A 22128-nucleotide genomic window follows, 5' to 3' on the forward strand; every position below is an offset into this window, starting at 1 on the left:
CTGTGACGTGAGCTATATTTTGCTGCCCTAAAGACACTAGGAGTCATCATGCCTAATGCATACCCATCCACCGTTACCGTCGGCGTCGGAGCGCTGACCATTGAGGAAGTCGTGGCCGTTGCCCGTTACGGCGCCACGGTAGAAATCTCGCCCGAAGCACTCGATGAGGTAGCCGCTACGCGCGACCGAGTCGAAGAACTGGCGCAGGATCCCACGCCGGTCTACGGAATCTCCACCGGTTTCGGCGCGCTAGCCCGCCGTCACATTCCAGAAGAGATGCGCGCGCAGCTGCAGCTATCCTTGGTGCGCTCCCACGCGGCCGGCACCGGCCCTGAGGTGGAAGAAGAAGTCATTCGCGCGCTCATGCTGCTGCGCCTATCTACCCTGTGCACCGGCCGTACCGGCGTGCGCCCAGTGGTGGTAGAGACCTACGCCAAGGCACTTAACGCCGGCATCGTGCCGGTGGTGCGCGAATACGGTTCCTTGGGCTGTTCCGGCGACTTGGCTCCGCTGGCCCACTGCGCCCTAGCGCTCTTGGGCGAGGGCGAGGTGCGCGTGGGCGGCGAGCTCAAGGACGCCGGCGAGGCCCTTGCCGCCGCCGGCATCGAGCCGCTGGAGCTGCGCGAAAAGGAGGGCCTTGCCCTTATCAACGGCACCGATGGCATGCTTGGCCAGCTCTGCCTGGCCATCACTGACCTGCGCGCGGCCGCCAAGACCGCCGATATCGCCACCGCCATGACGGTAGAAGGCCTGCTTGGCACGCTCGTTGTCTTTGCCGATGACCTCCAGCAGCTGCGCCCGCACCCGGGCCAGGCTGATTCTGCCGCCAATATCCGCCAGGTGGCGGACGGCTCCGAGATCCTCGCGGCAGCGCTGGAGGAGTTCAAGAAGAACCAGGTCCAGGACGCCTACTCGGTGCGTTGCGCGCCGCAGGTGGCCGGCGGTTTCCGCGATACCTTGGCGCACACCGCGCAGGTAGCAGAGCGCGAGCTCGCCGCCGCCGTGGATAACCCGGTGGTGGCCAAGGACGGCCGCGTGGTCTCCAACGGCAACTTCCACGGCGCCCCGGTGGCCTATGCGCTCGATTTCCTTTCCATCGTCACCGCGGACCTGGCGTCCATTTCTGAACGCCGCACCGACCGCTTCCTGGATCCGGCCCGCAACCGCGGTTTGAACGCCTTTCTTGCCGATGACCCCGGTGTCGACTCCGGCCACATGATCGCCCAATACGCCCAGGCTGGCATCGTCAGCGAATTAAAGCGCCTGGCTACCCCGGCCTCGGCCGATTCCATTCCTTCTTCTGCCATGCAGGAAGACCACGTGTCCATGGGCTGGTCCGCCGCCCGCAAGCTGCGCAAGGCCGTCGATGGCCTGCAGCGCGTGCTCGCCGTGGAGATCCTCACCGCGGCGCGCGCCATCGACATGCGCGAGGGAACGCCCGCTGGCGGCACCGGCGCGGTCATCTCCGCCCTGCGCGAGACTGTTCCTGGCCCCGGCACCGACCGCTACCTATCGCCGGAAATCGAGGAGACCGTGCGCTTGGTCAAGTCTGGCGAGCTGATCGATGCCGTCGAGGCCGCCACCGGAAAGCTGCGTGGTTAATATGGCTTCTCTAAAGTGGAACCCGCAGTCCGAGCCGAACCCGCTGCCGTATTCGCCGTTTAAGTCCAGCACGGTGCCGCGCCCCATTGGGTGGTTGTCCAGTGTTGATAGCGAGGGCCGAGAAAATATCGCCCCGTATAGCCAGTGGCAAAACCTCACTTTTGACCCACCCATGGTGATGTTCTCCGCCAATCAATACCCGGATGGTCGGCGAAAGGACACTGTGCTCAATGCGGAGGAAACCGGCTGGTTTGTGTGGAATATGGCCACCTATGAACTGCGAGAAGAGGTTAATAAGTCCGCGCAGGTACTCGAGCACGGCGATAGCGAATGGGAGCGCCTGAATGTCACCAAGGAATACGCGGAGAACTACCGCATACCCATGGTGAAAGAATCTCCCGTGAAGTTTGAGTGCGAATACAAGACCACGCTGCGCCTGCCGGGAAATTCCAAGGTCGGCACGATTGACCTCGTGGTTGCGAACGTGAAGACCATTCACATTGATAAATCCGTTGTTGATGAGGATGGCAAGCTCGATATCGTCCGGATTAAACCCATTGCACGCATGGGCTATTTCGACTACACGGTGGTTACCGAAAAGTTTGAGATGCGCGTTCCCGGATCGGACGACGCCGCCCGCGCCGGGCTAGAGGGCTCTGCCTAACGCCTCGGCCATCGCCACCTGGCCCGCGTGGGTGGGGTGCATGGGGAAGGAATCGGTATCCTGCCCCGTAAAGTCCACCCACGGCTCATCAGAGCAGGCGGAGTGCTGCGGGGCATCGTCGGGCAGCACGTAGGTGGCGCCGTTGCGCTCGGCGGCCTCGCGCACCGCTTTGTTGATGCGCTGGATGGTATCCGCCAACCACTCCCGGTCAGTGGCCGGAATTTTTTTAATGAAGGGGCAGGTCTCGCCCGGGTTGATGAGGGGGATATAGCCGGTGGCAATGACCTTCGCCTCAGGCGAGCGGTGGGCGATTTCCCCGTAGACCTTGTCCAGGCGTTGGGGGAGATCGTGTAGCTCCAGCTCAACCTGCGGGCCGGATTCGTCCTGGCACATATCGTCCGTGGCGCACTGGGTCAGGCGCACAAAGCTGACGTCGTTGCCGCCGATGCTCAAGGAGACAAGGGACGTATCCGCGGCCAGTGCGTCCACCTGGGCGGGGTGCTCGCCTGCGGAGGATAAAACATCCAACGTGCTCGCGCCCTGGCAGGCGACGTTGCGGAAGGAACTCGTGGTGATTTCCTGCGCGGCGAGTTCTGGATAGGAATCTTGTGCTCTGGCGCAGGAATCGGGCGGATCCAGCGGGAGCGTCGTCGAGCCCATCGCCGCGTAGGAATCCCCGAGGGCCACATAGTTTTCTGGGTCTTCTGTAGCATCTGGAGCTTCTTGCGGCTGGTTGGAGCATCCTGCCAGCAGGCAGGCGGCGGCGAGGGCGGGCAATATGTGGCGCATGACTGCCATCGTAGCCGCAGAGTCTGAAATGCCAGACAGTTGGTGACCGTGCAAGCTCTAAATACGTTGTGCATCACACTAAATTGATATCTGTGACGCTCGCCAAGCCCCCGGGAGACAGCCCCGGGAAACCGGCCTTGGGGTAGGGCACGGCGTCGATAAGCACGAGCGAAAGGAAGCCATGTCTGAACCACGCGAAGTCCGCGCACCCCGCGGCACCGAACTCAACGCAAAATCCTGGCAAACCGAAGCGCCACTGCGCATGCTGATGAATAACCTCGACCCAGAGGTGGCAGAGCGCCCCGAGGACCTCGTGGTCTACGGCGGCACCGGCCGCGCAGCCCGCAGCTGGGAGGCCTTCGATGCCATTGTGGAATCGCTGAAAGACCTAGAAAGCGATGAAACCCTCCTCGTCCAATCCGGCAAGCCGGTTGGCATTTGGAAGACCAATGAATGGGCACCGCGCGTGCTCATCGCCAACTCCAACCTGGTGGGCGACTGGGCCAACTGGGAGCACTTCCGCAAGCTCGAGGACGAGGGTCTGATGATGTACGGCCAGATGACGGCCGGCTCCTGGATCTACATCGCCACCCAGGGCATCCTGCAGGGCACCTACGAGACCTTCGCGGCCGTGGCCAAGAAGCGCTTCGAGGGCAGCCTGGCCGGCACCCTGACCCTGACCGGTGGATGTGGCGGCATGGGCGGTGCCCAACCGCTCGCCGTGACGCTGAACGGGGGAGCAGTGCTCATCGTGGACGTGGATGAGCACCGCCTGCGCCGCCGCCAGCACAAGCGCTACCTCGATGAAGTGGTCACCGACTTGGACGAGGCCCTGCGCTTGGTTCTCGATGCCAAGGAAAACAAGAAGGCCCTTTCCGTGGGTCTGGTGGGCAATGCCGCCGAGGTCTTCCCCGAGGTGCTGCGCCGCCAGCGCGCCGGGGAGTTCAAGGTAGACATCGTCACCGACCAGACCTCCGCGCACGACCCACTGTCCTACCTGCCCACCGAAATCACCGTGGATGACTGGCAGTCCGAGGCCAAGGCCGATCCCACGACCTTTACCAAAAAGGCCCGCGAATCCATGGCCGCGCAGGTCCAAGCGATGGTGGAATTCCAGGACGAGGGCGCCGAGGTCTTTGACTACGGCAACTCCATCCGCGATGAGGCCCGCCACGCCGGCTACCAGCGCGCATTCGAGTTCCCCGGCTTCGTTCCCGCCTATATCCGCCCGCTCTTCTGCGAAGGAATGGGCCCGTTCCGCTGGGCAGCGCTGTCCGGCGATCCAGAAGACATTAAGGTCACCGACCAAGCCCTAAAGGAGCTCTTCCCTGAAAACGAGCACCTGCACAACTGGCTGGACGCCGCCGAGGAGTACGTCGAGTTCGAGGGCCTGCCCGCCCGCATTTGCTGGCTCGGCTACAACGAGCGCCACAAGGCCGGCTTGCTCTTCAATGACCTGGTGCGCGAGGGCAAGATCAAGGCCCCCATCGTCATCGGCCGCGACCACCTCGATTCCGGCTCGGTTGCCTCCCCGTACCGCGAGACCGAAGCCATGCTCGATGGCACCGACGCCGTCGCTGACTGGCCGCTGCTTAACGCCATGACCGCCGTATCTTCCGGCGCCACCTGGGTCTCCCTCCACCACGGCGGCGGAGTGGGCATGGGCCGCTCCATCCACGCCGGTCAGGTCACGGTTGCCGATGGCACCGATCTCGCCGCCGCCAAGCTGCGCGCCGTGCTGACCAATGACCCAGGCATGGGCGTTATCCGCCACGTCGATGCCGGGTACTCTCGCGCAGAGGAAATAGCCACAGAACGCGGCGTTCGCGTACCCATGGAATTTAAGGCAAGGGATTAAATGAGCACACTTTTTACCGGAATTTCAGAGCTCCGCACGGTCAGCGAGCACGGCACGCTTAACGATGCCGCCCTTATCGCCGACCACGGCACCATCGCCTGGATCGGCCCCGCCTCTCAGGCGCCTGCCGCCGATGACCAGGTGGATCTGGGCGGGCGCGCCGTCTTGCCCGGTTGGGTGGATTCGCACACCCACATGGTCTTCGACGGCGACCGCTCCGCCGAGTTTGAGGCCCGCATGTCCGGCGGCTCCTACGAGGCCGGCGGCATCGCGGTGACCATGGATGCCACCCGGGAGGCGGGGGCGGAGCGCTTGGATAAGCTCGTCGCCGAGCGCGTGGCCGCCGGCCGCCGCGGTGGCACCACCACCTTCGAGACCAAGACCGGCTATGGCCTCAACACGGAATCTGAAGTGGAAGCCGCGCGCGTGGCATCCCAGCACGTCGACGACGTGACCTTCCTCGGCGCCCACCTCGTGCCGCCGGGAGCGGATGCGGAAGACTACCTCGATGAGGTCGTCGGTCCGATGCTGGACGGCGTTGCAGAATACGTCCAGTGGATCGACGTCTTCTGCGAGCGCGGCGCGTTCAATGAAGAGCAGTCGCGCCGGGTTTTAGAAGCCGGTAAAAAGTTGGGCCTTGGCCTGCGCGTGCACGGCAACCAGCTTGGCGAGGGCCCGGGTGTTAGCCTCGCGGTCGATCTCGGCGCCGCCTCGGTGGACCACGTGAATTACCTGAGCGTTAGTGACATCGAAAAGCTCGCCGCATCCGAGACCGTGGCCACCATGCTCCCAGCCTGCGATCTCTCCACGCGCGAGCCCTTAGCGCCTGGCCGTGCGCTTCTCGATGCCGGCGCCACCCTCGCCATCGCCTCCAACCTCAACCCAGGTACCTCCTATACCTCGTCGATGAATTACTGCGTGACCACGGCTGTCCTGCAGCAGCACCTATCCGTCGACGAGGCCATCCACGCCGCCACCACCGGCGGTGCCACGGCGCTGCGCCGCCATAATGTGGGCAACGGACTCGACCCGCAGGGCCGCCCCGCGAAGGGCACCCTGGTGGAAGGAGCTGCCGCTGACCTGCACGTGCTCGATGCTCCCAGCGCGGTGCACTTGGCCTACCGGCCGGGCATGCCGCTGAGCTACCGCACGTTCGTGGCGGGGGTATAGCGAGGAATGGAGTTTGCCGCCGGTATCGCGTAGGGTTGGACGAGCAATGAGCATTACCGATAACGCCACCGGCGGCGTAAACGAGCCGGAAGATTTTAATAAGTCGGAATCTCAGGACAACTCGCAAGGTGTCAACCAGGACACCAGGGCTGCGAATACTTCTGAGGGCACCGGCGCTGAGTCCAAGGACTCGGCCAACGACAACTCCCAGGGGTTCGAGCACCTCGGCCTGCCAGATAAAATTCTGCAAGCCGTTGCGAAAGTAGGCTTCACCACGCCGTCACCCATCCAAGCAGAAACCATCCCGATCCTGATGGAAGGCCGCGACGTCGTGGGCCTTGCACAGACCGGTACCGGCAAAACCGCAGCCTTCGCGCTGCCGGTCTTGTCCCAGCTTGACCCGCAAGCGCGCCACCCGCAGGCGCTCGTCCTTGCACCTACCCGCGAGCTCGCCCTGCAGGTTGCAGACGCCTTTCAATCCTTTGCGGAAACCCTCAAGGGCATCGAGGTTCTTCCCATCTACGGTGGCCAGGCCTACGGCATCCAGTTGTCTGGTCTGCGCCGCGGCGCCCAGGTCATCGTGGGTACCCCGGGTCGCGTCATCGACCACCTGGAAAAGGGTTCGCTTGACCTGTCTCAGCTGCAGTTCCTCGTCCTCGATGAGGCCGATGAGATGCTGAACATGGGCTTCCAGGAAGACGTCGAGCGCATCCTGGAAAGCACCCTGGACCGCAAGCAGGTGGCGCTTTTCTCCGCCACCATGCCTAATGCCATCCGCCGCCTGTCCAAGCAGTACCTGCACAACCCGGCGGAAGTAACCGTTAAGTCCGAGCGCCGCACCAACGACAACATCAAGCAGCGCTTCCTGCTGATTCCACACCGCGCAAAGATGGATGCCTTCACCCGCATCCTCGAGGTCATTACCTATGACGCCATCATCGTCTTCTGCCGCACCAAGCACGAGACCGAAGAGGTGGCCGAGGCCTTGCGCGATCGCGGTTACAGCGCCGCTGCCATTAACGGCGACATCGCCCAGGCGCAGCGCGAGCGCACCGTCGACCAGCTCAAGGATGGCCGCCTAGACATCCTCGTCGCTACCGACGTCGCCGCGCGTGGCCTTGACGTCGAGCGCATCACCCACGTGGTGAACTTCGACATCCCGAACGACACCGAGTCCTACGTGCACCGCATCGGCCGCACCGGCCGTGCCGGTCGCTCCGGTGAGGCAATCCTGTTTGTCACCCCACGCGAGCGCCGCATGCTGCGCTCCATCGAGCGCGTGACCAACGCTCGTCTCGAAGAGATGGATCTGCCGTCCGTCGATGAGGTCAATGAGAAGCGCAAGGAAAAGTTTGCGCAGGCCATTACCCAGTCCATGGACAACAAGCAGGCCGATTTCTTCCGCAACTTGGTGCGCAAGTACTCGGAAGACAATGACGTCGCGATGGATGACATCGCCGCGGCCTTGGCCGTCATGCACCAGGGTGGCAAGAACTTCCTATTGGAAGACAAGCCTTTGCCCAAGCCAAAGAAGGACCGCCGCGATCGCGATGACCGCAAGCGCGACCGCGACTTCAAGGGTGGCGGCAAGAACCGCGGCGGCTCCAAGCGGCCGGATGGTGACTTTGAGACGTACCGGTTGGACGTCGGCAAGCGCCAGAATGTCCGCCCGGGTGCCATCGTCGGTGCAATCGCCAACGAAGGTGGCCTGTCTGCCAAGGACTTCGGGCGCATCACCATTGCGGTGGGGCACACGCTCGTGGACCTGCCGAAGAACATGGACCCGGCTGTGCTGGACCGCCTGAAGGATACCCGGATTTCTGGCCAGCTCATCAAGATTCAGAAGGATACCGGTCGCCCGCCTCGCCGTGATGGCGGCGGCGGTGGCCGCAAGCACGGTGGTCGCTTCCGCGACTAATTTAACCTCCAAAGGGCCTCTTTTTAGAGGCCCTTTTTTCATGCCCTGTGACCTGCGCTTTTACTATAAACGGGGGTAGCGTGTCGGGGCGGTTTTGTATGGTGTATGGCGAAAGCATGTTCTAGCAAATCTCTCGAAAGAAAGTCCATGAATGCGCCATATTATGCCAATACCAATCCAGAAAATTCTACCTCCCGTGCAGCTACGGAGATTAGGAGGGCGGAATACCAGTTCTGGGAGAAGCTTCATCCTGGCTCAGATGACGATATCGAAATTATTAGCCAATCCCTGTCTAACTTAACTGGGGCGCGTCAGTCCCGAATTAGGAATATTATTTTCGCCTTCGAGCGATTAAAAGAGCTGCCGCGGCTGCGCGCTCGGCAAGAACAGCATTTCCATTTAGATTTAGACCGACTCATTACGATTGACCAAACCCTAGCCAAACTCGGCGCCATTGATGCGGAGAAGAAATTCACTATCGATGACGCCCTGACCAACTACTTGACCCCAACCCGTCCCAATCAAAAGCTGCCCTCGCACCGCAATCTCCGCCGAAAGCTGCGCGGGCTCATTGTGCGCCTCGATCCCTCTATTGCCGCGCGGGATCCGCGCCGCAAGCAAGCCTATAGCGTTGAACCTACAGGCGGGGAGTGGGCTGCGGTTTGCCTGGACGTCGGGTTAGAAACCGCGGAGATAATCGACCGCAATATTCGGGATATCGCTACGGACAAGGACCTCACGATGGCTGAGGCCGCAGTGGAGCTGCTGACTGGAAAGGCGCAGGCAAAGGCCAAGGTCGTGTTGAATATGTATCGCTGCGACCTGCCGGATGCACCCGCGTTTGTACAGAACTTAGGCTGGGTATCCCCGGAGACCGCGGATGACCTACAGGCTCGGGCGACAGCGACAAGGGATATGGAGAAGGCCGGTCAGGCGGAGAGCCCTAACTATGTGACGCCGCCAGATATCCGGGCGTTTGTAGAGGGCTTGGACGGCACGTGCCGGTGGCCAGGCTGCACGCGGCCGGCGGTGGCGTCCCAGATGGACCATCGGCACGACTTTGCAGATGGCGGTCCGACCTCGGCGGCGAACCTTACATGCTTATGCCAACACCATCACAATATAAAGACCGATGGGAGGGCGTTTTATATCAAGGACCCGGTAAGTGGGGACATCGTCTGGCTTTTCGATGACTCTACGTGGGTCTACGACTCCGCGAGCGGACCGCTGGCGCCGAAGAACCGCAGGTGGGCGCAGACGGTAGCGCAGGCCACGCAGAAGCGGCGGGAGAATGCGCACGCAGATGCGCAGCAACTAAAAGAAGAGCTCAGAGAGGAGTCCACGCATGAAAAAGGGGACAGCGATGACACTGTCCCCGGAGAGTAAATGGCTTCCTAGATGTACATCAGGATAAGGCAGATGATCCACAGGAGGTTGAAGACGCCGCCGAAAGCGGACAGGGACTTCTTGATGGAGCCCAGGTTGGCGGTATCGCCGGATTCTAGGGCTGCCTGCGCCGTGCGCTGCTTAGGGAGGATAAGGAAGAAGAGCAGGCACCACGCGATGATGGCCACGAGGATGGCGATGTGGAAGTTGACCTGGCTCTTGAAGGTTTCAATATCAGACAGGAACACTGCAAGGCCAAGGACCGGCACGAGGGCGGAAATGTAGCCGTAAGTATTGGTGATGTTGTGCAAGTTGCGGGCGGCGCCGAGGGCCGTCTTATCGCCCTGCGCTGCGCCCTGCAGCTGGGTCTGGTAGATGGAGGTGGAAATGCACACGGGGCCGAGCAAAACGATGGCCGCTGCCACGTGCAGGAAGATGAACAAAGTAGTCATGGAGGATGCCCTTCAGTTAAGAAAAGTTGCCTTGTTCACCCTAATCAATTTAACTGCTAGAAATCGAACCGACATTGCCTTCTCATTGCACGGACATCCGCGCGGGGCAACGGTAACTCGTACTTGCGCGCGATTTTTGCGAGGCGCCGCGAGTAATCGCAGCGGTTGGCGGGCGGTAACCACTCAGAGGGGAGGGAATCAGACTTTTCCTGATTGAGCTTCCGGCTGGTCGCCACCAAGTTGAGGGGATCGTTGGCAAAGCGGATCTTGGTGTCTTGGTCCCACTGTGCGGCACCCATGTCAAAGGCGGCAGAAAGTGGGAAGATGTGGTCGACCTCAATAGGGGAGGTGGCTGAAATCATCTCGTCCGCGTAGGGGTCATAGAGCGTGCCGGATTGCGGCCGGCAGTCTGCGAACGCCTCGCTGGCTTGGTTCTCCATGATGGCCTCACGCGTGGTGCATGCACCGTTGGGCTGCCAGCCGCCGAACTCGTCGCGGTCGTAGCCCTGCAATTCCGCGCGGGATGGAACGGTGGAGACATCAAAACGCGGAAAAGGCCACGCATACCATGCGATAACGAGAGCGGTTATGCATGATAGCGCGGCCAGGTAATAGGACTTCATGTCCTATTGGACTCCGCGAGGTGCGGGAAGGTTCCTACTTGTTATCGGAAACCTTTTCTGCTGCTTCCTCGAAGTCCAGGGAGTCGTCCTTCTCAACGAGCTTGGCAAGCTTCTCGGCTTCCTCGAACTCGTCCAAGACCTCCTGGTCTGGCTGCTTGGTAGCCAAGGTGACCAGAACGGTGACGATGAGTGCGGAGAAGAAGCCCGGAACCATCTCGTAGAGGGAATCGCCGAGCGGGGACATGCCCCAACCGATGGCGACGACTGCACCGGTAACCATACCGGCGATTGCACCGGTTGCGTTGAGGCGCTTCCAGTACAGAGCCAGGATGACCAGCGGACCGAATGCGGAACCGAAACCAGCCCATGCGAAGCCGACCAGGCCAAGAATGGAGTCGGACGGGTTGATAGCCAGGAGTGCGGCGATAACCGCGATGGCCACAACGGCGGTACGGGACAGGTTAATCAGAACGCCCTCGGAAGGCTTGCGCTTTGCGATGATGAGGTAGAGGTCCTCAATCAGGGAAGAGGACACCACGAGCATCTGGGAGGACATGGTGGACATGATCGCTGCCAGAACTGCGGTCAAGACGAAACCTGCAGGCAATGGGTGCATCATGGCCTGAGCCATATCCAAGAAGATGGTCTCGAAGTTTTCTTGGTCAGTGATGGTTTCACCGAACTGGGTGAAGTACACGGTACCGGTAAGCGCAACGAAGATAGCGCCGATGACGGAAAGACCCATCCAGGTGATGCCGTAGAAACGGCCCTGCTTGGCGTCGGAAGGCTTACGCAGCGCCATGAAGCGCACGATAATGTGCGGCTGACCAAAGTAGCCAAGGCCCCAAGCGGCGTTACCAACGATAACACCAGCGGAAACACCGGCGAAGAGAGAGAAGTAGTTATCGTTTGGCTCGAGTGCGCCGTCGGTAGCGTAGCTGTTTTCGGTAGCGAAGGAGAAGATCGCGCCGGCATCGTCAAGAGCGAAAAGCGCCATGATTGGCACGATCAGCAGGGCGACGAACATCAGCATGCCCTGCATAGCGTCGGTGTAGGACACTGCCAGGAAGCCACCGATGAAGGTGTAGAAAATGGTCACTGCGGCGATGACCAACATACCGGTGATGTAGTCGCCACCGAAGGTGGACTCGAAGTAACGACCACCGGAGACCATGCCGGAAGAGACGTAGAAGGTAAAGAAGAAGATAATGATAACTGCGGAGATAATACGCAGCATGCGCGACTTATCGCGCAGACGGTTCTCGAAGAAGGAGGGGACCGTAATGGAATCGCCCGCAACCTCCGAGTAAGCGCGCAGACGCGGCGCAATCCACTTCCAGTTAGCCCATGCACCGATAAGGAGGCCGATAGGCATCCACAGCTCGGAAAAACCGGAAAGGAAGAGCGCGCCAGGCAGACCCATAAGCAGCCAGCCGGACATATCGGATGCGCCGGCGGAGAGAGCAGCTACGAATGGGTGCAGGCCACGGCCGCCCAAAACATAATCGTCATATTCGTCGGTTTGTTTGTAGCTCCAGTAGCCAATGGCTGCCATTACGAGGAAGTACACAATCATCGCAATGACGTACCAAGTTGATTCTTGCACGTTTCACTCCTTGTAGTGATTTGTCGGACATTCTTACGTTAACGGTGACTTCAGGTTCACCCAAGCTAAAATTCAGCTGTGGCATAGATCTCTGGTGATGTTTTTCATCGTTTAACTGCGTAAAGACGTGAATATAACGAGCTTGTAACAAAACTATACGGGGCTGCTATGCTGGCCGTTATGGCTTCTTACCTTGTGCATGGCCTTTGGCTGCCAGTCTCGGGGCTTGGTCTATGGATTGAGCAGGTAGAAGGACACAAGATTGTTATGCCTTCGGCCGTGCCGGAGGGGACGTTTCCGCAGGCAGTCGATGCTATCTTGGCTAAGAAATCCTTCCGGAACCGGGCGCGAGTATCACTGCGGACCCCAAAGGGTAAGGACGTCTCGCTCATGGTGCCCATGGCCATGTTTGCCCCGGAAGAAGCGGTAGAAGCCCTAGCCCAGCTGGAATACCTGGATCACCATCCACCGGAATCGATTGCACCGGATCTGCACTGGCTCATTCACGCATATAGCGGCCTGAGCAAGTTTGTCCGCGCGGGCAGGGTGACGTTCCGGCTGGCGTACCAGGCTAACGAGTGGTTCCCCATGTGGCAGTTGGCCTCAGGCTTGGGCGAGCGCGGTTGGCTCGCAGAAATGATGGCCGCGGCACCCGGGATTCTCCATATAAATAATAGGGCCCTTTCAGATGACCTAGCGGATGAACTAACGCATTGGATTGCCAACCGGGAATTGCAGCCGCTGCTCAATGAACCCCGGCCCATGCCGTGGCACGACTTCGCCCGTGCACTTTTGACGACGTCTCCCATTCGCCGCGGCCGCGCGCAACTACTGCGCGGGCTTAATGAATGGAAGAATTCCATTTACCAGGTGGAACTCCAGCTCGTCTACATCGTGGAGGAGCCGGAAGAACAGGATCCAGAAGACGCAGCGTGGCCGATTCGGGTGCGGGTGCGCTCTGGAACGGATTCGCCGCGGCCGGTGTTGGCGGATGAGTTGGATAGGGCGAGCATCGAGAAGCTGCGCGAAAACCACCGCAAGGCCCTGCGCGCGGCGCCGAGCCTGGGCCAGAGCACGCAAATGCCCCAGCCTGGCGACGGCGATTGGGATGTTTATCTGGATACGGAGCAGCTCACGCAGTTTATTGCGCACGAGGTACCCGAGCTGAAGAAGCGGGGCATTACCGTCATGCTGCCCAAATCGTGGGCGCAGATGGATACGAAGGCCAAGCTGGAAACTCGCGAGGCGCGGGATCCGGCGGAAGCCGCCACGAAGAAGCACATCGGCATGAATCAGCTCGTGGACTATAACTGGCGCATGTCCGTGGGCGATGTGGAGCTTACCGAGTCCGAGATGGACGAGTTGGTCAATTCCAAGTCCGGGCTCATCCAGCTGCGCGGCAAGTGGGTGATGGCCGATACCCAGGTCGTATCCAAGGTTTCCTCTTATATGGAGGAGCTGGCGGATAAGTCCCGCGAACGCGCCAAGAAGGAGCTCGAGCAGCTGGCGGCCTCGGCGGAGATGGCCAAGAAGCTAGGTGAGCCGGGCTGGCAGCAGCTCATGGCGGAGGTTGAGCGTCGCCGAGCGGAGTTCAACGAGAAGAGCGAGCACCAGGTCACGGTGGCGGAGCTGCGGGAGCTGGCGCTCGAGTCGATGGCTCAGGAGCCCATCGAATTTACCGGCAGCACGTGGCATACCGCGTTGCTCGGCGGCATGGATACGGTCGCACCTAAGCGCGTGGACATCCCGGAGACCGTCCACGCGGAGCTGCGCGAGTATCAGCGCACGGGCGTGGACTGGCTGTATTGGATGTCGCGCAATAATATTGGCGCCGTGCTTGCCGATGACATGGGGCTCGGCAAAACACTCCAACTACTGTCCCTTTTGGCAGTGGAGAAAGAGCGCGGTGAACAGACCGGGCCCACCTTGGTCGTTGCACCCACCTCCGTGGTGGGCAACTGGGCTCGCGAGGCCCGCCGCTTCGTGCCGGATTTTAAGGTCATGGTGCAACACGGCGCGGGGCGTCCGGGCGGGGAGAGGTTCCTCGAGGCCGCCGCGAAAGCCGATCTGGTCATTACGACGTACGGCACCGTCAGCCGGGATTTCAACCTCTTGGGTGAGGTGTCCTGGCAGCGCGTGGTCCTCGATGAGGCGCAGGCCATTAAGAACTCGGCCACACGTTCCTCCAAGGCGGTGCGGTCGCTGCCGTCTGAACACCGCGTGGCGCTGACCGGTACGCCGGTGGAAAACCGCTTGTCCGAGATGCGGTCCATCTTGGACTTTTGCAACCCAGGAATTTTGGGTACGTCGTCCTTCTTCCGCAATCACTTTGCCAAGGCCATCGAGCGCAATAATGATGAGGAGATGTCCGAGCGCCTGCGCGCGCTGACCGCGCCTCTCATCCTGCGCCGCGTCAAGACCGATCCCAATATCATCGATGACCTGCCGGAAAAGTCCGAGCAGATTCTTACCGTATCCATGACCACCGAACAGGCCGCGCTGTACAAAGCGCTGGTCAATGAGGTGAAGAAGAGCTTGGAGGATGCTACGGGCATCAGCAAGCGCGGCATCGTCTTGGCCTCCCTGACCCGCATTAAGCAGATCTGCAATCACCCGGCGCATTACCTGGGGGATGATTCACCGGTGGTTATCAAGGGCAAGCACCGCTCGGGCAAGGTGAAGGAGCTGATGCGGATTGTCGATGCCGCCACCGAATCCGGTGAGCGCCTGCTGATCTTTACGCAGTACAAGGCCTTCGGGGCTATCCTGCAGCCCTACCTGAGCGGGCAGCTGGGCCATGAGATTCCCTTCCTGCACGGCGGGGTGACGAAGAATAAGCGCGACCAAATGGTGGAGGACTTCCAATCCGAGGATGGCCCACAGGCGATGATCCTTTCGCTCAAGGCGGGCGGCACGGGCCTCAACCTCACCGCGGCATCGATCGTGGTGCACATGGACCGTTGGTGGAACCCCGCGGTGGAAAACCAAGCCACGGACCGTGCCTTCCGCATCGGTCAGCGCCGCAACGTGCAGGTGTATAAGATGATTACCGCTGGCACGTTGGAAGAATCCATTCAAGACATTTTGGATGGAAAGACGCAGCTGGCTGGGGCCGTCGTCGGTGAAGGCGAAGGCTGGCTTACGGAACTGGAGCCGGACCAGCTGGCGGAGCTCATGAGTTACCGGGGAAAGGAGTAAGCGGATGGCCGTTAAGGGCGATGACAATGTCATCTACGCAAACTTTGGTACCCGCAAGCGCGTGAGCACCCCGGATGAGGTCAACCATGTTGACCGCAGCGGGCGGCTGCTGTCCAAGACCGCCGCCCGGATTTCTTCTTTTACCAGCCATGACGCGGACCGGGGGCGGATTACCCGCGGGCGCCAGTACGCAGAAGGCGGTCACGTCGTGGGATTGGAGATCCGTAACGGTGCCATCCATGGGCGCGTGGCCGGTTCCCAGAATGAGCCGTTTTCCGTACTCATCCAGCTGCCGTACCGCGATAATGACGATATCGCGGCACTCGCCGGGCAATTCGCGCGCACGCCCAATTCCGTAGCGAATGCGCGCAAGGGCCTGCTGTCTGAGGACGCGCTGGATACCCTTTTTGCCAGCGAGGCCGAAGAACTGCGGCTTTCCTGCACCTGCCCGGATTCCGCCTATGCCTGCAAGCACATCGTGGCGGTGGGAGATAGGCTCGCCACCCGCGCGGATGCGGATCCCGCCGTGATTTTCAATATGCGCGGGTTAGACTTTGCGCGCCTTGAAAAGGCCGTCATGGAGCAATCGCAGCAGGTCTCCCGCGAAAGCTTTGGGGCTAGCGATTTATCCGCGGAAGAAAAGAACGATGTGTTCTGGAATGGCCGCGAGATGCCCAAGCTGCCGCACCCCAAGGTTGCCCCAGCGTTAGAAGACTCCGATCCAGACCTCTTGCGCAAGGCCCTGCGGGCCGTATCGCATACCAATATTGATCTTTTGCGCGCCGTGTCCGATATTGAAGACCTTTACTACCACTTAACGCACTGATTATGACTGTAACGACCTTTATCCACACGTCCGACTTCCAGCTGGGAATGACCCGCTGGTTTTTGAAGGGGGAGGCGCAAGGTCGTTTCAACGATGACCGAGAGTCCGCCATCATGCACCTAGGCCAGCTCGCGGAGGAGGTTGGCGCGGAGTTCATCGTCGTCGCCGGCGATGTATTTGAGCACAATGCGCTCTCCCGGGAGATCTTGGCCCGCGCCACCGAGATGTTTAAGCGCCTGCCGGTACCGGTGTATGTGCTGCCCGGAAACCACGATCCGTTGGTCGCGGACTCGGTATTTTATCGCACCAGCGCCGACAACGTGCACGTCATCGCGGATTCTGAGCCCATCGAGGTGGGCAAGGGCGTGGAAGTGGTGGGGGCGCCGTACCTGTCCAAGCGCGCCAACCACGATTTGGTGCGCCAGGCCTTAGAACCGCTCGATTCCACGGAAGGAATTCGGATTGCCGTGGGCCATGGCCAGGTGGATTCGCGTACTAGCGGGGGAGATGCCGATACCATCGACTTGGAATTCGTCGAACAGTGCTTGGAGCGCGGGGTGATTGATTACTTGGCGCTGGGCGATACCCACTCGACGGCCAGCCTGGGCACAACCGGGCGCGTCTGGTTCTCCGGCAGCCCGGAGACCACGGACTTTAAGGAGTGCTCCACCGGTGGTGGCGAGGCTGATTCCGGGAATGCGCTGGTGGTAAGGATTGAGGGGGAGGATATAGACATCGATAAGCGCAGCATCGGGCGCTGGACGTTCGATGCCCTCGATGCCTCCGTCAATTCCACCGAGGACGTCGAGCGCTTCCTGCGCAGTCTGGAGGAGTACCCGGATAAGGTGCGCACGGCGATTAAATACAGCCTGCAGGGGACCCTCGGCATCGCGGCGCACGCCCGGCTCCAGCGTGGGCTGGATGAGTTGGAGGCGGTCTTTGCCTCGCTGCGCCCGCGCGAGCGGACCATGGACCTGTTCCTGGAACCGAGCGAAGATGAACTAGCCAACCTGGATATTTCCGGCTATGCCGCCGACGCCCTGCAGGAGCTGCTGGATAACCGCGAGGATCCGGTGGCCCGCGACGCCGCCAATCTGCTATTTCGCCTGGAGGGATAAACCACATGCGCATCCACAGCTTAGAGATTAAAAACGTCCGCGGCATCGAGCACCTGGTTTTAGATGATCTGCCAGAAACCGGGGTGGTGGTTATCCACGGCGAGAACGAGGCCGGTAAATCCACCATCGTGGAGGCCCTCGATGTGGTGTTAACGGAAAAGCACACGGCGCGCCCCAGCGGCATCCGGGACCTGCAGCCGGTGGGCAAGGATGTATCTCCGGAGGTCATTGCGGATATTTCCGTGGGGGAGTACCGCTTTCGCATTGCCAAGCGCTGGCTGCAGAAGAAGTACTGTGAACTGGCCATATCGTCCCCGCGCCACGCACAATATACAGGCCGCCAGGCCGATGACGAGCTGGAACAGATTTTAAGCGAGAACATGGATCGCCAGCTTCTCGATGTCCTCTTTATGCGCCAGGATGACTCCAATGACGCCATCTCCGCGGTGGGCATCCCGTCGCTGACGCAGGCCCTCGAGCAGGAGTCCGGCCTGGCGGAGGACGAGGTATCCGGCGATGATTCTCAGCTTTTGGGCAAGGTGGATAAGGAATATAAGCGCTACTACACCGAAAAGACGGGCAAGGCGGCCGGCGAATACAAGAAGGCCCAGGACAATGCGGAGCGTGCCGAGCAGAAGTTGGAAGAAGCAACCGCTGCGGTGCGCGGGCTCGACTCCGTTGTGGAACGCTACGAGCACTTGGAACGCCAGCAAGAAGAGGCCGAGGCGCAGCTTCCCGCGGCCCGTACGGATCTCGCTGAGAAACAGGCCGCCGCAGACGAGGCAGTAAAGGCCCAGCACCAAGTGGATGCGCACAAGGCCGAGCTCACCCGCGCCAAGGAGGATTTCCAACGCTCGAAGGATGCGCAGTCTAAGCGCCAGGAGATGGTCGAGGCGCTCGAGGCCGCTGGCACCGCAAAGTCGAGCGCCGCGGATAAGCTTGCGACCGCCCGCGAGAAGGCCGCGGAGGAAAACGAGAATAAAGAGGCGGTGGAAAAGAAGCTGGCTACCGCCAAAGAGGACTACGCCACCGCGCGCGCAACGCTCAAGCAGGCGCGGCTGCATCAGGACAAGGAGACCTTTAAGCGCTTGGATAAGCGCCTGCTCAAGGTGGAGGAATTGGCTCGTGGCGTGGAGAAGGCTCAGGCGGAGATAGCCCAGCGCGGGCGCGAGATGACCGCCGCGGATGTCGAGGAACTCCGCAAGGCTGACGCCGATCTCGCCTTGGCCAAGCGCCTGCACGATGCCACCGCCGCGAAGGTGGAGTTTTCCGGGCCCGAGGGCGCGGAGATTGGGGTGGATGGGACGCAGGTGGACATCGGCAAGCAGCCCGCAATTGAGCTTGTCGATGGCCGCGAGATCACCATCGGCGATATCACCGCCCGCTTCGTGGCCGGTGCGTATTCTTCCGATAAAACCCAGCGCGAGGTGGACCAAGCCGAGGCGCGCCTGCAGGAGCTTTTCGATGCCACCGGCGTCGACTCGATCGCCGCCGCCGAGGCCCTGCTTAAGGCGCACTCCGAGCAGAATGCTGGATTGGATGCCGCTACGCGCAAGCTCGAGGGCGAGCTAGGGCCGGATGATTTGGGCGAACTGCGCGCCCAGCACGCGGCGCTGAAGGACAAGGTCTCCGGGCTCGATGATGCCCCGGCCATGGATCTATCTGGTGCAGAAGAAGCTGAGGAAGAGGCGCGCGAGCTTGTCGATGCCCTCGACCGCGAGCTTATTCCCTTCCGCGATAGCCGCATCGCCCACGACGTGGTGCGCCTCGAAGCCGAGCTCGAGGCCGCCACCGAGAAGGCCGAGCGTGCCGAGCGCGAGTTGGCTGAAGCGCGGGAGAAAACCTCCGATGCCGGCTTGGAAGAAGAGACAGAGCGGTTGGGTGCTTTGGTAGGCAAGCTGCAGGAGCAGCTTTCTGAGATGGAGGCCGTGGACCTGGCCACCGCCCAGAGCCTGGTGGAGGGCGCGCAATCGCACCTGGATTACCTGCAGAATCAGGTGCAAGATGCGAAGGTGGAGCTCGGCAAGTTGTCTAGCGAGATTAATTATCACTCCGGCGCGGCAGAGCGCGAGCAGCAGGCGCAAGCCGAAGCAGAGATGGCCCAAGCGGTGCTAGAAAGCGTGGAAAAGCGCGCGCTTGCGGCACGCTACCTGCGCGAGCTGCTGTTCAAGCACCGCGATGCCGCGCGCCAGCGCTATGCCGAGCCCTTCGTGGCGGCGCTCGCCCAACTGGCCCGCACCATTTATGGCGGGGATATCAGCTTTGAATTGGCAGACGATCTCTCTGTTACCGCGCGCACCCGCGATAATGAAACTGTAGCTATGACCAGCCTGTCTGGCGGCGCGCGCGAGCAGCTGGCCATCCTTACCCGCTTTGCTATCGCGCGCTTGGTGGCGGGGGAGGAAACCGTGCCGGTCATCGTCGATGACGCGCTGGGCTCTACCGACGCCCACCGCCTGCAACTGATGTCCACTTTGTTCTCACAGGTGGGCCGCGAGAACCAGGTTTTGGTCTTTACCTGCATGCCGCAGCGCTATTCCCGGGTGCCTGGGCGCAGCGAGCGCGACATCGCCACGCTGAAGGAGGTAATCTAGTCCTTATGTCTGAACAAACCCGCTGGTTAAACGATGATGAACAGGAGCTATGGCGCCTATTATTGGCCGCGACCCGCAAGATAGATAGGGGCATGGACGAGACGCTCAAGGCGGGCGGGGAAATCTCCGTCTCCGAATTCGCGGTCCTGGTATCCCTCTCGGAAGCCCCAGATCAGCACCTGCGTTTGCGCGACCTGTGCACGGAGCTCGCCTGGGATCGCTCGCGCGCCTCCCACCAGGTCACTCGCATGGAAAAGCGTGGGCTCTTGGTTAAAGAAAAGACCACCGATGATGGCCGCGGGGTCAACGTGCACATTACGGAGGCCGGGCTCCACCACCTCGAGCGCGCGGCCCCCGAGCACGTGGAATCCGTCCGCCGCTTGGTCTTCGACCACCTCCACGAGGAGGACGTTCCCGCACTCAAGCGCTTTTTCCATGGGGTATTGCAGGTCAATAATATCCCCGGCTATTCGGGATTCGTCCCGGATTCTTTATTGAATGGAGGAAAATAACACCGCCATGATGGGACAAGAACTTTTCGAGCACCCGAAAAAGCAGCATAAAACATATGGCTTAACGGCTTTGGGCGAGCTGGGCCAGCGCATTGGTGATCCGGAAGCTTTTGCTGAGGAGCGCGCCGATGCCGATCAGATTGCCGCGATGGAGGAAGCCTTGGAAGCCTACCCCGAGTCCGCGTTGACCTTTGATGAGGATGCCGATGCCTGGATCGTGGGCGCGGAAGAGGATATCGAGAAAATGTTCACAGACCGCGAGGCATTCCTTGAGGCTTTATTAAATGATGAAGATCCGGGGATCTAATGTCACCACGGAGACCATAAACTGTTAAGATACTTTTAGTTAATCTTCGGTGAAGCGAGAGGTTTTATCATTATGAACGAGCGCGAGGCTCAAGAACAACGCGAGGCGGCGGCCCGCCAGCAATCCGAGGGCTGGGTTTCCGTTTTTGTCCAGTGGATTCCCTGCATGCTGCTGTCCGTAGTGCTGCTCGGCGCCATGTTCTTTGGCATGTACTACATCGAGCACGGCACCTTGGATATCACCCAGCCGATCACCAACGAATTCATCGTTGAGTAATTCTGCGCAATAGAAAAATCCGGCCTCCCTTTGAAAGTGGGAGGCCGGATTTATTTTTATTTCTTGAGCACCTGGCGCCAAGTCATCTTCTTGCCGTTATTCAAGATGGCGCGGCGGTAGATGCGCGCGACAACGATGAGAATGAGCGCGGTAACTACAGCGAGGACCGCATAGCTTCCCGCCAAGCCCAGCCAGCTCATATTGCCGCCAGCAACTTGGAGGGGAGCGACCAACATAGAGACCGGCGGCACCCAGCCCATGACCTGCATCCAAGTGGCATCCAAGTTGGTCCAGCCAAACATGGGGACATACATGGTGGCAAAGACGATGAGCAGGATGGGCATCTGCGTCGATTGCAGATCCTCGGTGCGCTGCACCATGGAGCCGGCTGCGGCATAGAGGCTGCCGAAGAATAAGAGACCGAGGATTTCCCCGACGAGCAGGGCAGCGATTAGACCATAGTCGAGCTGGATTTCGCTTGCTGCGCCAGTAAATGCCAGGGAAGCCACGCCGCCGGCCAAGATGAGGAAGGTGCCGAGCAGCCCGATAATGGTATTGCCAATGACCTTGCCTGCCAAGAAATCCACCGGGCGCACCGTGGAAAGGATGATTTCGACCACGCGCGAAGACTTCTCTTCTGTAACGCGGCCACCGATGAGCCCTGCGAAGGTCATGATGGAAAAGACCACCACGATGGCGGCGATAAGGACAATGGCAACGGTGCCCATCTGTTCTTCGGAGGCCTCATCTGTTTCCAGATCTACCGCGGTCACTTCGGCTGATGGGGTGGCGGCGGCAAGCTCTTGGGGATCAATATTCAGCGTATCTAGTGCCTCTGCCTGCGCCTGCGCCGCAACCACTTGATTGACCGTGGTGGAGATCGTGGTGGAGACGGTGCCGTTGGCCAAAAGCTCCCACCCCTCGTCGTTGGCGGGCACGAGGGCGGCGTCGACGTCGCCGTCATCGATAAGCTGCACCGCGCTATCCCGGTCATCTGCGGCCTGCGTCTCCAGCCCGGAATCAGCGAATGCGTCTGCCTCCATGCCCACCACGGCGACGGAGTCTGGTTCATCGTCACCACCGGACAGCAAGTCAATGATGATGGGGGTGGCGATGGCACCAATGATAAGCAGCAGCATCATGATGACAACGGATTTGGTCTTGAGGGCAACCGCCATTTCGCGCTTGGCGACGGTCCCTATGGTCTTCATTGCCGAATACTGCATGGG

At 60.7% G+C, this 22128-nt stretch carries 18 protein-coding genes; 13 read left to right on the plus strand and 5 right to left on the minus strand.

All coding sequences use genetic code 11. The features are described from left to right. Window positions 1–48: 48 nt before the first annotated feature. A complete protein-coding gene (gene hutH, locus HMPREF1267_RS05230; protein WP_023028647.1) occupies window positions 49–1602 on the plus strand; it encodes a histidine ammonia-lyase in 1554 nt (517 codons plus the stop codon). Window position 1603: 1 nt separating this feature from the next. After that, a complete protein-coding gene (locus tag HMPREF1267_RS05235) occupies window positions 1604–2266 on the plus strand; it encodes a flavin reductase family protein (RefSeq protein WP_023028648.1) in 663 nt (220 codons plus the stop codon). On the opposite strand, the gene HMPREF1267_RS05240 is transcribed toward HMPREF1267_RS05235, so the two are convergent. Continuing rightward, entirely contained in the window at window positions 2249–3055 is an 807-nt protein-coding gene (locus HMPREF1267_RS05240; protein ID WP_023028649.1) for an SGNH/GDSL hydrolase family protein, read from the minus strand. The two genes, HMPREF1267_RS05235 and HMPREF1267_RS05240, sit on opposite strands and share 18 nt — an antisense overlap. 181 nt (window positions 3056–3236) lie before the next feature. Here HMPREF1267_RS05240 and HMPREF1267_RS05245 point away from each other — a divergent pair, with 181 nt between their 5' ends. The 4 genes from HMPREF1267_RS05245 to HMPREF1267_RS05260 all read left to right on the plus strand — a co-directional run bounded on the left by HMPREF1267_RS05245 (window position 3237) and on the right by HMPREF1267_RS05260 (window position 9387). Further along, entirely contained in the window at window positions 3237–4913 is a 1677-nt protein-coding gene (locus HMPREF1267_RS05245) for a urocanate hydratase (protein ID WP_023028650.1), read from the plus strand. Next, the gene (gene hutI / locus HMPREF1267_RS05250) at window positions 4914–6083 is read left to right on the plus strand and encodes an imidazolonepropionase (protein ID WP_023028651.1); all 1170 of its coding nucleotides are present in this window, start codon (window positions 4914–4916) and stop codon (window positions 6081–6083) included. Between the two features lie 46 nt (window positions 6084–6129). After that, window positions 6130–8001 (plus strand): DEAD/DEAH box helicase, encoded by a 1872-nt coding sequence (locus HMPREF1267_RS05255; protein ID WP_023028652.1) that lies wholly within the window; start codon window positions 6130–6132, stop codon window positions 7999–8001. Window positions 8002–8148: 147 nt separating this feature from the next. Then, the gene (locus HMPREF1267_RS05260) at window positions 8149–9387 is read left to right on the plus strand and encodes an HNH endonuclease signature motif containing protein (RefSeq protein WP_023028653.1); all 1239 of its coding nucleotides are present in this window, start codon (window positions 8149–8151) and stop codon (window positions 9385–9387) included. Window positions 9388–9395: 8 nt separating this feature from the next. Here the strand turns inward: HMPREF1267_RS05260 and HMPREF1267_RS05265 are convergent, their stop codons facing one another. From HMPREF1267_RS05265 to putP, 3 genes are read right to left on the minus strand one after another with little or no spacing between them, the layout of a single operon-like run. After that, a complete protein-coding gene (locus HMPREF1267_RS05265) occupies window positions 9396–9839 on the minus strand; it encodes a hypothetical protein (protein WP_005280147.1) in 444 nt (147 codons plus the stop codon). A 56-nt stretch (window positions 9840–9895) separates the two neighbouring features. After that, window positions 9896–10462, minus strand: a complete 567-nt coding sequence (locus HMPREF1267_RS05270; protein ID WP_023028654.1) for an HNH endonuclease family protein — start codon at window positions 10460–10462, stop codon at window positions 9896–9898. Between the two features lie 34 nt (window positions 10463–10496). Next, window positions 10497–12068, minus strand: coding sequence for a sodium/proline symporter PutP (gene putP, locus HMPREF1267_RS05275; protein ID WP_005282330.1), 1572 nt, complete (start codon window positions 12066–12068; stop codon window positions 10497–10499). Window positions 12069–12236: 168 nt separating this feature from the next. Between putP and HMPREF1267_RS05280 the strand changes: the two genes are divergently transcribed. The 7 genes from HMPREF1267_RS05280 (at window position 12237) to HMPREF1267_RS05310 (ending at window position 20899) form a co-directional block, all read left to right on the plus strand. Then, window positions 12237–15266, plus strand: coding sequence for an SNF2-related protein (locus HMPREF1267_RS05280; RefSeq protein ID WP_023028655.1), 3030 nt, complete (start codon window positions 12237–12239; stop codon window positions 15264–15266). Between the two features lie 4 nt (window positions 15267–15270). After that, window positions 15271–16092: an SWIM zinc finger family protein gene (locus HMPREF1267_RS05285; RefSeq protein WP_023028656.1), complete on the plus strand. Its 822-nt coding sequence runs from the start codon at window positions 15271–15273 to the stop codon at window positions 16090–16092. Between the two features lie 2 nt (window positions 16093–16094). Continuing rightward, the gene (locus HMPREF1267_RS05290) at window positions 16095–17210 is read left to right on the plus strand and encodes an exonuclease SbcCD subunit D (RefSeq protein ID WP_023028657.1); all 1116 of its coding nucleotides are present in this window, start codon (window positions 16095–16097) and stop codon (window positions 17208–17210) included. 5 nt (window positions 17211–17215) lie between these two features. Beyond that, entirely contained in the window at window positions 17216–19804 is a 2589-nt protein-coding gene (locus HMPREF1267_RS05295) for an AAA family ATPase (protein ID WP_023028658.1), read from the plus strand. A 5-nt stretch (window positions 19805–19809) separates the two neighbouring features. Further along, the gene (locus tag HMPREF1267_RS05300) at window positions 19810–20316 is read left to right on the plus strand and encodes a MarR family winged helix-turn-helix transcriptional regulator (RefSeq protein WP_005282341.1); all 507 of its coding nucleotides are present in this window, start codon (window positions 19810–19812) and stop codon (window positions 20314–20316) included. After that, window positions 20303–20623 (plus strand): hypothetical protein, encoded by a 321-nt coding sequence (locus tag HMPREF1267_RS05305; protein WP_023028659.1) that lies wholly within the window; start codon window positions 20303–20305, stop codon window positions 20621–20623. Before HMPREF1267_RS05300 ends, HMPREF1267_RS05305 begins: the two co-directional genes overlap by 14 nt. A 72-nt stretch (window positions 20624–20695) precedes the next feature. Further along, entirely contained in the window at window positions 20696–20899 is a 204-nt protein-coding gene (locus HMPREF1267_RS05310; protein WP_023017763.1) for a hypothetical protein, read from the plus strand. Window positions 20900–20955: 56 nt separating this feature from the next. Here HMPREF1267_RS05310 and HMPREF1267_RS05315 read toward each other — a convergent pair whose 3' ends face one another. Beyond that, window positions 20956–22125, minus strand: a complete 1170-nt coding sequence (locus HMPREF1267_RS05315) for an ABC transporter permease (protein ID WP_023028660.1) — start codon at window positions 22123–22125, stop codon at window positions 20956–20958. Window positions 22126–22128 lie beyond the last annotated feature (3 nt).

Origin of the sequence: Corynebacterium sp. KPL1824, assembly GCF_000478095.1 — a bacterium.
Classification (GTDB): Bacteria; Actinomycetota; Actinomycetes; order Mycobacteriales; family Mycobacteriaceae; genus Corynebacterium; species Corynebacterium accolens.

Coding starts and splice junctions, on each gene's coding strand:
- hutH (WP_023028647.1), top strand. CDS start 49: ATGCCTAATGCATACCCATCCACCGTTACCGTCGGCGTCGGAGCGCTG.
- HMPREF1267_RS05235 (WP_023028648.1), top strand. CDS start 1,604: ATGGCTTCTCTAAAGTGGAACCCGCAGTCCGAGCCGAACCCGCTGCCG.
- HMPREF1267_RS05240 (WP_023028649.1), bottom strand. CDS start 3,055: ATGCGCCACATATTGCCCGCCCTCGCCGCCGCCTGCCTGCTGGCAGGA.
- HMPREF1267_RS05245 (WP_023028650.1), top strand. CDS start 3,237: ATGTCTGAACCACGCGAAGTCCGCGCACCCCGCGGCACCGAACTCAAC.
- hutI (WP_023028651.1), top strand. CDS start 4,914: ATGAGCACACTTTTTACCGGAATTTCAGAGCTCCGCACGGTCAGCGAG.
- HMPREF1267_RS05255 (WP_023028652.1), top strand. CDS start 6,130: ATGAGCATTACCGATAACGCCACCGGCGGCGTAAACGAGCCGGAAGAT.
- HMPREF1267_RS05260 (WP_023028653.1), top strand. CDS start 8,149: ATGAATGCGCCATATTATGCCAATACCAATCCAGAAAATTCTACCTCC.
- HMPREF1267_RS05265 (WP_005280147.1), bottom strand. CDS start 9,839: ATGACTACTTTGTTCATCTTCCTGCACGTGGCAGCGGCCATCGTTTTG.
- HMPREF1267_RS05270 (WP_023028654.1), bottom strand. CDS start 10,462: ATGAAGTCCTATTACCTGGCCGCGCTATCATGCATAACCGCTCTCGTT.
- HMPREF1267_RS05280 (WP_023028655.1), top strand. CDS start 12,237: ATGCTGGCCGTTATGGCTTCTTACCTTGTGCATGGCCTTTGGCTGCCA.
- HMPREF1267_RS05285 (WP_023028656.1), top strand. CDS start 15,271: ATGGCCGTTAAGGGCGATGACAATGTCATCTACGCAAACTTTGGTACC.
- HMPREF1267_RS05290 (WP_023028657.1), top strand. CDS start 16,095: ATGACTGTAACGACCTTTATCCACACGTCCGACTTCCAGCTGGGAATG.
- HMPREF1267_RS05295 (WP_023028658.1), top strand. CDS start 17,216: ATGCGCATCCACAGCTTAGAGATTAAAAACGTCCGCGGCATCGAGCAC.
- HMPREF1267_RS05300 (WP_005282341.1), top strand. CDS start 19,810: ATGTCTGAACAAACCCGCTGGTTAAACGATGATGAACAGGAGCTATGG.
- HMPREF1267_RS05305 (WP_023028659.1), top strand. CDS start 20,303: ATGGAGGAAAATAACACCGCCATGATGGGACAAGAACTTTTCGAGCAC.
- HMPREF1267_RS05310 (WP_023017763.1), top strand. CDS start 20,696: ATGAACGAGCGCGAGGCTCAAGAACAACGCGAGGCGGCGGCCCGCCAG.
- HMPREF1267_RS05315 (WP_023028660.1), bottom strand. CDS start 22,125: ATGCAGTATTCGGCAATGAAGACCATAGGGACCGTCGCCAAGCGCGAA.